Below are 13071 nucleotides of genomic sequence, written 5' to 3'. Positions count from 1 at the left end.
CCATGTCTGCTCGCACCCTCCTCAGAGGCCTCGCCGCCGCCACGGCCGCCGCCGCCACCCTCACCCTCAGCGCGTGCGGCGCCGTCACCCCCGCCGACTCCGGCGGCTCGGAGGACGGCTCCTTCGAACTCGCCTCCCACATCCAGCAGCGCATCGACGACGGCGAGCCGATGCGGATCAAGCTCAGCTACCACGACCCCTCCCTGGCCTTCGCCACGCCGATCGGCGCGGGCATGGAGAAGGCGGGCGAGGAACTGGGGGCCGACGTCGCCCTCATCGGGCCCACCGGCGGCGACGCCGCCCAGCAGGTGTCCGAGATACAGACGCTGATCCAGCAGAAGGCCGTGGACGGCCTCGCCGTCTCCTCCGCCTCCAGCGACGCCCTGAAGCCGGTCATCGCCCAGGCCTACGACGCGGGCATCCCGGTCATCTCCTTCAACACCGACAACCCCGACTCCAAGCAGATGGGCTTCGTCGGCCAGGACCTCAAGGGCTCGGGCAAGGCCCAGGCCGAGCGGCTGCTCGAGGAACTGGACGGGACGAACGAGGGCAAGGTCGTCGTCTTCTCCGTGGACACCGGGGCCGGCTGGTCGCACGACCGGTTCGGCGGCTTCAAGGAGGGGCTGGACGGTAGCGGCCTGGAGATCGTCGGGCCGGTGAACGTCGGCAACGAGCCCAGCGCCGCCTACAACACCGTCGAGTCCACCATGTCCGGCCAGTCCGGTGTCGTGGCGGTCGCGGGACTGGACTGCTGCTCGACGACCGCCGCCGCCAAGTGGGTGGCGCAGTCCGGCGATGCCGGTGACATCGCCATGGGCGGCTTCGATCTCCTCACCCGGACGGCCGAGTACATCGACGAGGGGGTGCTGGACTTCACGATCAGCCAGAACCCCGCGGAGCAGGGCTACCAGGCCGTGAAGGTGCTGCACGACTTCCTCACCGAGGGCACCGAGATCGAGGGCATGGACACCGGGGCCCAGTTCATCACCCAGGACAACCTCGACGAAGCGACCGTGGAGGACTGATGACCGCCACCTCCCGCGAGACCGCCCCGGCCACCGCCTCCCGCGAGACCGCCCCGGCCGTCAGCGTCCGCGGTCTGTCCCGCAACTTCGGCCCGGTGCGCGCCCTCGACGACGTCTCCTTCGACGTCCCCGCGGGCGAGGTCACCGCACTGCTGGGGGAGAACGGCGCCGGTAAGTCGACCCTGCTCAAGATCCTGGCCGGTCTCCAGCCGCCCAGCGACGGCGGCGTCACCGTGTTCGGCGAGGAGGTCGCCTCCTTCGACCCGAGCACCATGCTCGGTCGGCACGGCGTCGCGATCGTCCCCCAGGAGCTGTCGCTGCTGCCCGACCGCAGCGTCGCCGAGAACGTCCTCAGCGGCGTCGAGCCGGGGAGCCGCTGGTTCCCCTCCCGGCGCCGGATGCTGGAGCGCACCGCCGAACTCCTCGAAGCGCTGGACCTCCGGCTGGACCCGGCCGCCCCCGTGCGGTCGCTGGACCTGGCCACCCAGCAGCTCGTCGTGGTGGCCCGCTCCGTCGCCCGTGGCTGCCGCGTGCTGATCCTGGACGAGCCGACGGCGATGCTCACCCCGGCCGAGGCCGAGCGGCTGTTCGCGCTGATGGCCAGGCTCAAGGCGGACGGGACGACCATGCTCTACGTCTCGCACCGCATGCCCGAGGTCTTCCGGCTGGCCGACCGCATCGAGGTGCTGCGGGACGGCACCCACGTCGCCTCCTGGCGCAGCGACGAGACCACCCCCGACCAGGCGGTCGCCGCCATGGTCGGCCGTGAACTGGGGCAGCTCACCCGCCGCGCGGAGCGCCCCGCCCGGCCCGCCGGGGAACCCGCCCTGCGGGTGCGGGAACTGAGCGGGCGGCGGCACACCGACGTCTCCTTCGACCTGCGCCCCGGCGAGATCCTGGGCGTGGCCGGACTGCCCGACTCCGGCCGGGTGGAGATGCTGCACAACATCTTCGGCGGCGAGAGGGGGACCGGCGGCACGGTGGAGCTGCTGGGCAGGCCCTACGAGCGGCGCGACCCCATCGCCAGCGTCGAGCGCCGCCTGGCGTTCGTCCCCGGCGAGCGCCGCGCCCAGGGCCTGCTGACCACCATGAGCGTCGGCGAGAACGTCGGCGCGCTGATGACCAAGCCGCTCAGCCGCCTCGGGCTCGTACGCCGCCGGGCCCTGGACCGGCGGGCCGCCGAGCAGGCGAGGAGGCTGCGGGTCAAGACCGCCACCATGAGCCAGCCCATCACCAGCCTCTCCGGCGGCAACCAGCAGAAGGCCGTACTCGGCCGCTGGCTGGCGATCGACCCGGGAGTGCTGATCCTCGACGAGCCCACGCGCGGCGTGGACGTCGGGGCCAAGGCCGAGATCTACGAGCAGCTCTTCGAACTGGCGGAGAAGGGCCTGGCGATCCTGTGCTCCTCCTCCGACCTGCCCGAACTGCTCACCCTGACCGACCGGATCGCGGTGATGAGCGAAGGCCGCCTGGTCGGCACGGTCGAGGCCGCGGAGGCGACCGAGGAATCGGTCATGGCCCTGGCCACCGGAGCGGTGCCGGCCGCCTGACACCCGCCCCGGCTCCCGATTCCTCCCGCGCCTCCCACCCATGCCCCCGTACCTTTTCCGGAAAGGACCCCGTCATGAAGCGCTCCGGCATCCTCAATGCCGAACTGAGCGGAGCCCTGGCCACGCTCGGCCACACCGACCTGCTGATGGTCGTGGACGCCGGCTTCCCCGTCCCCCGCGGTGCGCACCGCATCGACCTCGCCATCGCCGAGAACCTGCCGGACCTGCGGACCGTGCTCGGCCTGATCGCCGACGAACTGGTCGTCGAGGGCGTGGTGCGCGCCGAGGACGTCCCGTCCAACAACCCGCTGCTCGACCGGTGGCTGCGCGAACGCTTCGCCGACGCGGAGTTCACCACGCGCCCGCACGCCGAGGTGCTCGGCGAACTGGCCCACCAGGCCAAGGTCGTCGTGCGCACCGGGGCCTTCGAACCGTGGGGCAACATCGGCCTGTTCTGCGGCGTCGACGCCCCCCGGTGGTTCGGCGGGGAGGGCGTCGTCGTCCCGGACCACTACGCGTCCAAGCTCTGACCCTCGCGGCGGCCCGCCCGCCGCGCCGACCCACAGCCTCCACCACGGCTTCCACCACGGCTTCCACCACAGGAGACCCCCGAATGTCCGACACCACCACCACGGCCACCGCCGAACCGACGCTCAGCCCGGCCGAGATGGCGCCCTACATCCAGCACACCAGAATCGACCCGGACGCCACCCGCGACGACATGGTCGCCCACGCCCGGGAAGCGGTCGCCCACGGCTTCAACGCCGCGATGGTCCCCGCCTCCTGGGTCCCCGTCGTGGCCGCCGAACTGCGCGGCACCGGCATCGAGGTGGCCTCGGCCCTGGACTTCCCGACCGTCGGCGTCATGACCAGCGCGGGCAAGGCGGCCGAGGCCGCCGAGATCGCCCGCCTGGGCGCGACGCAGCTCGACATCGGCGTGCAGATCGGCTGGCTCAAGAGCGCTATGTACGACGAGTTCCGGGAGGACATCGCCGGCGTCGTACGGGCCTCGGGCCTGCCCGTCAAGGTCATGCTGGAACTGCCGCTGCTCACCGACGCGGAGAAGGAGGCCGCCGTCGAACTGGCCATGGAGGCGGGCGCGGCCTACCTGAAGAACGCCAGCAGCGGGCAGATCGAGACCGCGAATCCGACGAGTGTTCGCTACCTTGTCGACCGGGCACGCGACGGCGTTCGGGTGAAGGCCTCCGGGTCCATCAAGAGCTACCGTCAGGGCCTGGAACTCCTGCGTGCCGGGGCCTCGCTGCTCGGCACCAGTGCCGGCGTGGCGATCGTCACCGACGCCGCCGACGATTCGACCACCAGCTACTGACGGCCGGCCGCCTCCGTGCCCCGCCCGCCCCGCGCGGGCGGTGCACGGCGACCGAGCACTTCGCAACCGGAGAGGAGACGCGTGACCGTGACGGCCGACGAGGGAGGTCTTCCGGACATCAAGCGCAACGTTCCCACCGCGATCCACGCCCAGATCTCGGAGCACATCCGGCTGCGCATCGCCGGCGGCGAGTGGCCGCCGCACTACCGCCTCAAGAGCGAACCCGAGCTGGCCCAGGAGTTCGGCGTCAGCCGCGGCACCGTACGCAGGGCCCTGGCGACCCTCATCGAGGAGGGGCTGCTGCGACAGGTGCGCGGACGCGGCACGTTCGTCACCTCCACGGTGATCGAGCCGGCCATCGCCCAGAAGCTCAGCACCCTGTCGGAGGACTTCGCCAGCCAGGGCGTGGTCACCTCCACCAGAGTGCGCGAGAGCTCCCTGATCACCCCGCCCCGGCCGGTCGCCGCCCTGCTGGACGTGGCCCCCGGCACACAGGTGCTGCGCCTGGTGCGGGTGCGCAGCACCGAGGAGGGGCCGGTCGCCCTGCTGTTCAACTTCGTGCGGGCCGACCTCGCGCCCGGCATCGAGAAGGTGGACTTCACGGCCTCCAGCCTCTTCGGGGCGCTGGAGGGAGCCTACGGCCTGAAGATCGCCTCGGCCCGCCGCACCTTCAGCGCGGAGGCCGCCTCGCGGGAGGTCGCGGAGGCGCTGTCGCTGGCCGAGGGTGCCCCCGTGCAGTACCTCCAGCAGGTCACCTACCTCGCCGACGACCGCCCGGTGGAGTACTCGGACGTGTGGATCCACAGCGGCCGCCTGCGCGTCACCTCCCTGCTGCAGCGCAGATGAGGACGGCCGTGCGCCGCCCCGCTCGTATGCCGAAGGCCTGTCCCCCGAGGGACAGGCCTTCGGCATACGGGCTTTCCGGTACGGCTGGGTCCGGTACGCCGCAGGGCACGGGCACAACGTTCCGCGTGCGCCCCCCGCGAGGGGTTGTGGAAAGTGGAACGTGTTCTTAGCATCGCCGGTGTTACATCATTGGTGTCATACGGTCGCGGCGCGGCGGCCCGGACGGTTGGAGACCGGATGGCAGCGGCAGGCACAGGCCCCGGCCCGCTCGCCGGAGTGCGGGTGGTGGAGCTGGCGGGCATCGGCCCCGGCCCGTTCGCCGCGATGCTCCTGGCCGACCTCGGCGCCGACGTCGTCCGCGTCGACCGGCCCGGCGGGCAGGCCCTGGGCATCGACCCCGCCCTCGACGTCACCGGCCGCAACAAGCGCTCGGTGGTGGTCGACCTCAAGGCACCGGAGGGCCCCGCAGCCGTACTCGGCCTGGCCGAACGCGCCGACGTGCTGATCGAGGGCTGGCGCCCCGGGGTCGCCGAACGCCTGGGCGTCGGCCCCGTGCCGTGCCTGGCCCGCAACCCGAAGCTGGTCTACGGGCGGATGACCGGCTGGGGCCAGGACGGCCCCCTGGCCGCCAGCGCCGGACACGACATCGGCTACACCGCCGTCACCGGCGCGCTGGGCATGATCGGCCCGGCCGGCGGACCGCCCGCGATCCCCGCCAACCTGCTCGGCGACTACGCCGGCGGCTCCCTCTACCTCGTCGTCGGCGTCCTCGCCGCCCTTCACCACGCCCGCACCGAGGGCGGCAGCGGCCAGGTCGTGGACGCGGCCGTCGTGGACGGCACCAGCCACCTCACGGCGATGATCCACGGCATGCTGGCCGCCGGAGCCTGGCAGGACCGCCGGGGCGCCAACCTGCTGGACGGCGGCTGCCCCTTCTACGGCGTCTACGAGACCGCGGACGGCGGCTGGATGGCGGTCGGCGCGCTGGAGCGGCCGTTCTACGACGAGTTCGCCCGCCTGATCGGCCTGGACGAGCGGACCGCGGCCGGCCGCGACGACCCCGCCCGCTGGGACGGGCTGCGCGGGGCCGTCGCCGCCCGCTTCCGCACCCGCACCCGGGCGGAGTGGACGGAGGTCTTCGAGGGCACCGACGCCTGCGTGGCCCCCGTGCTCTCCCTGCGCGAGGCCCCCGCCCACCCCCACCTGGCCGCCCGCGGCACCTACACCGAGTACGCGGGAGCCGTCCAGCCCGCCCCCGCCCCCCGCTTCTCCGCCACCCCCGGCGCGCTGCGCCGCCCGCCCGCCACGCCCGGCGCGGACGCCGCCGAGGTGGCCCGCGACTGGGACCTGCCCGCACTCATGTCCGGCCCGCGACAGGAAGGCTCACGATGAAGCGGAAGATCTTCACCGAGGACCACGAGGCCTTCCGGCGGACGGTCCGGGCCTTCCTGGAGCGGGAGGTGCTGCCGCACTACGAGCGCTGGGAGCGCGAGGGCGCCGTCGACCGCGAGGTGTGGCGCGCCGCCGGGCGCCAGGGCCTGCTGGGGGTGGCCGTCCCCGAGGAGTACGGCGGCGGCGGGCAGGACGACTTCCGCTACGGCGCCGTGCTGGCCGAGGAGTTCACCAGGGCGGGCACGCCCGGCCTGGCGATCGGCCTGCACAACGACGTCATCGGCCCGTATCTGACCTCCCTGGCCACCGAGGAGCAGAAGAAGCGCTGGCTGCCCGGCTTCTGCTCCGGCGAGACGATCACCGCCATCGCCATGACCGAGCCCGGCGCCGGCTCCGACCTCCAGGGCATCCGCACATCGGCCGAGGACCGCGGCGACCACTGGCTGCTCAACGGCTCCAAGACCTTCATCTCCAACGGCATCCTGGCCGACCTGGTGATCGTCGTCGCCAGGACGACCCCCGAGGGCGGCGCCAAGGGGCTGAGCCTGCTGGTCGTCGAGCGCGGCATGCCCGGCTTCGAACGCGGTCGCAACCTCGACAAGATCGGCCAGAAGTCCCAGGACACCGCCGAACTGTTCTTCCACGACGTGCGCGTGCCCAAGGAGAACCTGCTGGGCGAGCGGGACGGCGCTTTCGTCCACCTGATGACGCAGCTCGCCCAGGAGCGGCTGGCCATCGCGGTGGCCGGCATCGCCGGCGCCGAGCACCTGCTCCAGATCACGCGCGAGTACGTCACCGGGCGCGAGGCGTTCGGCCGGCCGCTCGCCCGGCTCCAGCACGTACGCTTCGAGATAGCGGAGATGGCCACCGAGTGCGCCGTCACCCGCGCCTTCGTCGACCGCTGCATCGAGGACCACGTCAGCGGCGAGCTGGACGCCGTCCACGCCTCGATGGCCAAGTGGTGGGCGACCGAACTGCAGAAACGCACCGCCGACCGCTGCCTCCAGCTCCACGGCGGCTACGGCTACATGAGCGAGTACCCCGTCGCCAGGGCGTTCACCGACGGGCGCATCCAGACCATCTACGGCGGCACGACCGAGATCATGAAGGAGATCATCGGCCGTTCCCTGCTCTCCTGACCCGCACTCGCCCCGAAGCTTCGAAAGGCTCCCGACCGTGACGACCCACGCGAGCAACGACGCGTACATCTACGACGCCATCCGCACCCCGCGCGGGCGCGGCAAGGCCAGTGGCGCCCTGCACGGCACCAAGCCGATCGACCTGGTCGTCGGCCTGATCCACGAGCTGCGCCGCCGCTTCCCCGGCCTGGACCCGGCCGCCATCGACGACATCGTGCTCGGCGTCGTCACCCCCGTCGGCGACCAGGGCGCCGACATCGCCCGCACCGCCGCCATCGCCGCCGGGCTGCCCGACACCGTCGCCGGCGTCCAGGAGAACCGCTTCTGCGCCTCGGGCCTGGAGGCCGTCAACCTGGCCGCCGCCAAGGTCCGCTCCGGCTGGGAGGACCTGATCCTGGCCGGCGGCGTGGAGTCGATGTCGCGGGTGCCGATGGGTTCCGACGGCGGCGCCTGGGCCATGGACCCGATGACCAGCTTCGAGACCGCCTTCGTCCCGCAGGGCATCGGCGCCGACCTCATCGCCACCATCGAGGGCTTTTCCCGCCGCGACGTGGACGAGTACGCCGCGATGTCGCAGGAGCGCGCGGCCACCGCCTGGAAGGAGGGCCGCTTCGACCGCTCGGTCGTCCCCGTCACCGACCGCAACGGCCTGGTCGTCCTCGACCGCGACGAGCACATGCGCCCGGGCACCACGGCCGACTCCCTCGCCTCCCTCAAGCCGTCCTTCGCCACCATCGGCGAGGCGGGCGGCTTCGACGCGGTGGCGCTGCAGAAGTACCACTGGGTGGAGCGGATCGACCACGTCCACCACGCGGGCAACTCCTCCGGCATCGTGGACGGCTCCGCGCTGGTGGCCATCGGCAGCCGCGAGGTCGGCGAGCGCCACGGCCTCACCCCCCGCGCCCGGATCGTCTCGGCCGCCGTCTCCGGCTCCGAACCGACGATCATGCTCACCGGCCCGGCCCCGGCCTCCCGCAAGGCGCTGGCCAAGGCGGGGCTGACCGTCGACGACCTGGACCTGGTGGAGATCAACGAGGCGTTCGCGGCCGTCGTCCTGCGCTTCGTGCGGGACATGGGCCTGCCCATGGAGAAGGTCAACGTCAACGGCGGCGCCATCGCCATGGGCCACCCGCTGGGCGCCACCGGCGCGATGATCCTGGGCACCCTCGTGGACGAGCTGGAGCGCCGCGACCTGCGCTACGGCCTGGCCACCCTCTGCGTCGGCGGCGGCATGGGCATCGCCACCGTCGTCGAGCGGCTCTGACCCCCACCGCGCCCGACGGCACCCGCCCCGCCCCACCCACCCAGAACCTTCCGACGCAGCCAGACCTCAACGGAGACCGAAACCCACCATGGCAGCCCCCGCAGCCCCCTCCACCATCCGCTGGGAGCAGGACGACACCGGTGTCGTCACCCTCACCCTGGACGACCCCGGTCAGTCCGCCAACACCATGAACGCCGCGTTCGCCGCCTCGCTCGCGGCCGTCGCCGACCGCCTGGAGGCCGAGCGCGAGGGCGTCCGCGGCGTCATCGTCACCTCCGCCAAGAAGACCTTCTTCGCCGGCGGCGACCTCAACGACCTGCTGGCGGTACGGCCCGAGCAGGCCGGCGAGCTCCACGAGCGCGGCATGGCCATGAAGCGGAACCTGCGCCGCATCGAGACCCTCGGCGTGCCCGTCGTCGCCGCGATCAACGGCGCGGCCCTCGGCGGCGGCCTGGAGATCGCGCTGGCCTGCCACCACCGCGTCGCACTCGACGCCCCGGGCTCGAAGATCGGCCTGCCCGAGGCCACCCTCGGCCTGCTGCCCGGCGGCGGGGGAGTGGCGCGCACCGTGCGGCTGCTGGGCATCACCGACGCCCTGCTGAACGTACTGCTCCAGGGCAGGCAGTACCGCCCGCGCCAGGCCATGGAGAAGGGCCTGGTCCACGAGGTCGTCGACACCCCCGAGGAGATGCTCGCGCGGGCGCGGGCGTTCATCGACGCCAACCCCTCATCCGTCCAGCCCTGGGACGTCAAGGGGTACAGGATCCCCGGCGGCACCCCCGCCAACCCGAAGTTCGCCGCCAACCTCCCGGCCTTCCCCGCAAACCTCGCCAAGCAGCTCGGCGGCGCCCCCTACCCGGCCCAGCGCAACATCCTGGCCGCGGCCGTCGAGGGCGCCCAGGTCGACTTCGAGACCGCCCAGGCGATCGAGTCGCGCTACTTCACCGAGCTGGCGACCGGGCAGACCGCCAAGAACATGATCCAGGCGTTCTTCTTCGACCTCCAGGCCGTCAACTCCGGCCGCAGCCGCCCCCGGGGCGTCGAGCCCCGCAAGGTGCGCAAGGTGGCCGTGCTCGGCGCCGGGATGATGGGCGCGGGCATCGCCTACGCCTGCGCGAAGGCCGGGATCGAGGTCGTGCTCAAGGACGTGAGCGCCGAGGCCGCCGAGAAGGGCAAGGCGTACTCCGCCGGCCTGCTGGACAAGGCGCTGGCCAGGGGTCGCACCACCCCCGGGAAGCGCGAGGCGCTGCTGGCCCGCATCACGCCCACCGCGGAGGCGGCCGACCTCGCCGGATGCGACGCGGTGATCGAGGCCGTCTTCGAGGACACCGCCCTCAAGCACAAGGTGTTCGCCGAGATCCAGGACGTCGTCGCCCCCGACGCTCTGCTGTGCTCCAACACCTCCACCATCCCGATCACCTCGCTGGCCGAGGGCGTGGAGCGGCAGCAGGACTTCATCGGACTGCACTTCTTCTCGCCCGTCGACAAGATGCCGCTGGTGGAGATCATCCGCGGTGGGCGGACCGGCGACGAGGCCACCGCCCGCGCCTTCGACCTGGTGCGGCAGATCGGCAAGACCCCGATCGTGGTGGGCGACTCGCGCGGCTTCTTCACCTCGCGCGTGATCGGCCGGTTCATCAACGAGGGCGTGGCGCTGGTCGCCGAGGGCGTGGACCCGGCCTCCGTGGAACAGGCCGCCGCCCAGGCCGGCTACCCCGCCAAGGTGCTCTCCCTGATGGACGAGCTGACCCTGACCCTGCCGCGGAAGATCCGGAACGAGGCGCGGCGCGCGGTGGAGGCCGCGGGCGGCACCTGGGAGCCGCACCCGGCCGACGCGGTCATCGACCGGATGGTCGACGAGTTCGGCCGCACCGGCCGCAGCGGCGGCGCCGGCTTCTACGAGTACGACGCGGACGGCCGGCGCGCGGGCCTGTGGCCGGGACTGCGCGAGCACTTCACCCGCCCCGACGCGGCCGTTCCCTTCACGGACATGAAGGAGCGAATGCTCTTCTCCGAGGCGCTCGACAGCGTGCGCTGCCTTCAGGAGGGCGTGCTGACCTCGGTCGCGGACGCCAACATCGGCTCCATCCTGGGCATCGGCTTCCCCGGCTGGACCGGCGGCGTGCTCCAGTACATCAACGGCTACGAGGGCGGCCTGCCCGGCTTCACGGCGCGCGCCCGCGAGCTCCAGGCGCTGTACGGCGACCGGTTCGCACCGCCCGCGCTGCTGGTGGAGAAGGCGGAGAAGGGCGAGACCTTCACCGACACGCCCGGCACGCCCGCCGCGTAGGCCCTGCCGGGCGGGGGCCGCTCAAGGCGCCCCCGCCCGGTGCGCGCGGGGGCGCCGCGGCCCGGGCCGGCCCGCGCCACGCGCAGGTCATCCCTCGTCGGGGAAGGACGCCTTCAGCTCCTCGCGCATGGAGCGCTGGAAGGCGGTCACCAGCGCCTGCACGATCATGGGCTGCATATGGGCCGACAGCGTCCGCATCGTCTCCACCTGCTCGGGGTCGGACTCGCGCCGCCGGTAGGGCTCCCAGACCTCCTCCTTGAACATCCTGCTCAGCTCGCGGGCCGCCTCGCGGCTGTGCTCCAGGACGACCTCGCGCGCCGCCAGCAGCGTCTTCAGCGAGACCGGCACCTCCAGCAGCCGCACCCCCAGGTGCAGGATCACCGGGTCTATGCGGAAGACGTCCGGGTCGTCGGTCCGGGCCAGGACGTTCATCGCCGCGAGCCGGTCGAGGTCGTCCTCGGTCAGACGCCGCCCGGCCCGCCGCTCCAGCTTCTCCCTGGTGGCCTCCGCCTCGGCGTCCGGCGCCCAGGAGGCCACCAGGGCCCGGTGCAGTGCGAGGTCCTCGGGGCTGAGATCCGGGGGCAGCTGCCGCAGGTAGCGCTCGATGGCCGCCAGCGTCATCCCCTGGTGCTGCAACTCCTCGATCAGCGCGAGCCGCGACAGATGGCCGGGCCCGTACCGCCCCACGCGCCGCGGCCCGATCTCCGGCGGCGGCAGCAGCCCCCGGGTGGAGTAGAAGCGGATCGTGCGGACGGTGACACCGGCGCGCGCGGCCAGCTCGTCGACGGTCAGTGAGGCAGCCGGATCCATGCCGGACAGTATTGCTGTCTCACCGCAGTTGTGAAACCTCTCCCGGCGCCTCAGGGGCGGGTGGCCGTGATCCAGCGGGCGAAGGGGAGTTCCCGGCCCCGGGCCAGGCCGGTGAAGCCGGCCGCGGCGATCATCCCCCGGTGCCGCCCGGCGGGCCTGCGGAAGTCCGCCACCAGCAGGCGGCCACCCGGCCGCAGCACGCGGAACATCTCGGCGAAGGCGCGCTCGCGCCGGTCGGCGCGGACGTGGTGGACGGCGAAGCTGGTGACGACGGCGTCGAACGAGCCGTCCGCGGCGTCGAGTTCCTGGGCCGTGCCCAGGGCGAACGAGGCGTTCGCGCCGCGGCGGGCGGCCAGGCGGCGCGCGTGCTCCACCATCGGCTCCGACGGGTCGACGCCCAGTACGGAGCCGCCCGGCGAGACGGCCGCGGCGACCGCGAGGGTCAGTGCCCCGGTGCCGCAGCCGATGTCGAGCACCCGGTCGCCGGGGCGGACCCCGGAGCGTCCGGCGAGCCGCTGGAACAGCCGGCGGCGCACCAGGGGCAGCGCGAGCGAGCTGAACAGCTCGTAGCGCCGGGGGTGGTTGATGAGGAGGCCGGGGCTGCTGTCGGCCGCGGTTCCGGGCATGGCGGTTCCCCCAATTACTTAGTTGCGACTAACAAGCCTCACCTTAGTCGCCACTAAGTTCCCGGGCAAGCGGACGGATACGATGGGGCGGTGCCCCAGCAGGAACCGACCACCGCCCCCCGCCGCACCCGGCTGAGCGCGGCCGACCGCAGGGCGTCGATCCTGGAGGCCGCCACCGCCGTCTTCGCCGACGCCGGCTACCGGCGCGGCCGGACGGCCGAGATCGCCGCCCGCGTCGGCGTCAGCGAACCGGTGGTCTTCCAGAACTTCGGCTCCAAGGCCGCGCTGTACGCCGCCGTGCTCGACAGGGTGGCCGACCGGGTCGGCGCGGAACTGCGCGAGGAACTGGAGACCTGCTGCGGGGGCTCGGTGGCCACCCTGCTCGACCACGTCCTCGCCCCCGGCCACATCGACCGGATGCACGCGCGCGGCAGCCTGGGCGCCCTGCTGGCCGACGCCGCCGCCCTCACCGAGGAGCCCCCGATCGCCGAGGCGTACGGCCGCTGCACCCGCCGCCTCGCCGACGAGCTGACCGCGCTGCTGGCCCGGGGGCAGCGGGCGGGCGAGATCACGGCGGACCTCGACCCGGCCGCCGGCGCGTGGTGGCTGCTGTCGTTCGTCGCCTCGCACCGCTTCCGCGGCACCGCCCTGCCCGGGGCGTCCCGGACGGAACTGGAGAACGGACTCGCGGAGCTGACCCGCCGCATGCTCACCGGCGGCGCGCGCCCGGGAACGGCCGGGAGCTGAACCGGAGGCGCCCCCCCGCTCCCGCCCCCGGTTCCTGCCCCTGCCGTCCGGC

Annotated in this window: 12 protein-coding genes; 10 read left to right on the top strand and 2 right to left on the bottom strand. The window is 73.1% G+C overall.

From position 1 onward, the window contains the following. Positions 1-2: 2 nt before the first annotated feature. The 9 genes from BMY40_RS05745 to BMY40_RS05705 all read left to right on the top strand — a co-directional run bounded on the left by BMY40_RS05745 (position 3) and on the right by BMY40_RS05705 (position 10836). Positions 3-1025, top strand: coding sequence for a sugar ABC transporter substrate-binding protein (locus BMY40_RS05745; protein ID WP_093656131.1), 1023 nt, complete (start codon positions 3-5; stop codon positions 1023-1025). After that, positions 1025-2575, top strand: a complete 1551-nt coding sequence (locus BMY40_RS05740) for a sugar ABC transporter ATP-binding protein (protein ID WP_093656129.1) — start codon at positions 1025-1027, stop codon at positions 2573-2575. The genes BMY40_RS05745 and BMY40_RS05740 overlap by 1 nt, the downstream gene beginning before the upstream one ends. A 74-nt stretch (positions 2576-2649) precedes the next feature. Further along, a complete protein-coding gene (gene rbsD, locus BMY40_RS05735; RefSeq protein ID WP_093656127.1) occupies positions 2650-3105 on the top strand; it encodes a D-ribose pyranase in 456 nt (151 codons plus the stop codon). 83 nt (positions 3106-3188) lie between these two features. Continuing rightward, on the top strand, positions 3189-3905 hold the full coding sequence (deoC, locus tag BMY40_RS05730) for a deoxyribose-phosphate aldolase (RefSeq protein WP_093656125.1): 717 nt from the start codon (positions 3189-3191) through the stop codon (positions 3903-3905). An 87-nt stretch (positions 3906-3992) separates the two neighbouring features. Further along, the gene (locus BMY40_RS05725) at positions 3993-4751 is read left to right on the top strand and encodes a GntR family transcriptional regulator (protein WP_093656758.1); all 759 of its coding nucleotides are present in this window, start codon (positions 3993-3995) and stop codon (positions 4749-4751) included. Positions 4752-4988: 237 nt separating this feature from the next. Further along, positions 4989-6143: a CaiB/BaiF CoA transferase family protein gene (locus BMY40_RS05720; protein WP_093656123.1), complete on the top strand. Its 1155-nt coding sequence runs from the start codon at positions 4989-4991 to the stop codon at positions 6141-6143. Beyond that, positions 6140-7282 carry an acyl-CoA dehydrogenase family protein gene (locus BMY40_RS05715; protein WP_093656121.1) on the top strand — a complete coding sequence of 381 codons (1143 nt, stop codon included), beginning with the start codon at positions 6140-6142 and terminating at the stop codon, positions 7280-7282. Before BMY40_RS05720 ends, BMY40_RS05715 begins: the two co-directional genes overlap by 4 nt. Positions 7283-7319: 37 nt before the next feature. Further along, entirely contained in the window at positions 7320-8546 is a 1227-nt protein-coding gene (locus tag BMY40_RS05710) for an acetyl-CoA C-acetyltransferase (protein ID WP_093656119.1), read from the top strand. Between the two features lie 88 nt (positions 8547-8634). After that, on the top strand, positions 8635-10836 hold the full coding sequence (locus BMY40_RS05705; RefSeq protein WP_093656117.1) for a 3-hydroxyacyl-CoA dehydrogenase NAD-binding domain-containing protein: 2202 nt from the start codon (positions 8635-8637) through the stop codon (positions 10834-10836). 87 nt (positions 10837-10923) lie between these two features. Here BMY40_RS05705 and BMY40_RS05700 read toward each other — a convergent pair whose 3' ends face one another. Both BMY40_RS05700 and BMY40_RS05695 read right to left on the bottom strand, forming a co-directional pair. Further along, positions 10924-11646 carry a MerR family transcriptional regulator gene (locus tag BMY40_RS05700; protein WP_093656115.1) on the bottom strand — a complete coding sequence of 241 codons (723 nt, stop codon included), beginning with the start codon at positions 11644-11646 and terminating at the stop codon, positions 10924-10926. Positions 11647-11696: 50 nt separating this feature from the next. Further along, entirely contained in the window at positions 11697-12272 is a 576-nt protein-coding gene (locus BMY40_RS05695; RefSeq protein ID WP_093656113.1) for a class I SAM-dependent methyltransferase, read from the bottom strand. Positions 12273-12362: 90 nt separating this feature from the next. Here BMY40_RS05695 and BMY40_RS05690 point away from each other — a divergent pair, with 90 nt between their 5' ends. Further along, positions 12363-13019, top strand: a complete 657-nt coding sequence (locus BMY40_RS05690; RefSeq protein WP_093656111.1) for a TetR/AcrR family transcriptional regulator — start codon at positions 12363-12365, stop codon at positions 13017-13019. Positions 13020-13071: the final 52 nt, after the last annotated feature.

It is taken from the genome of Streptomyces radiopugnans, from assembly GCF_900110735.1.
Taxonomy (GTDB): domain Bacteria; phylum Actinomycetota; class Actinomycetes; order Streptomycetales; family Streptomycetaceae; genus Streptomyces; species Streptomyces radiopugnans.
The sequence above is the reverse complement of the archived record's forward strand: the minus strand, read 5'-3'. Positions and strand labels throughout refer to the sequence as shown.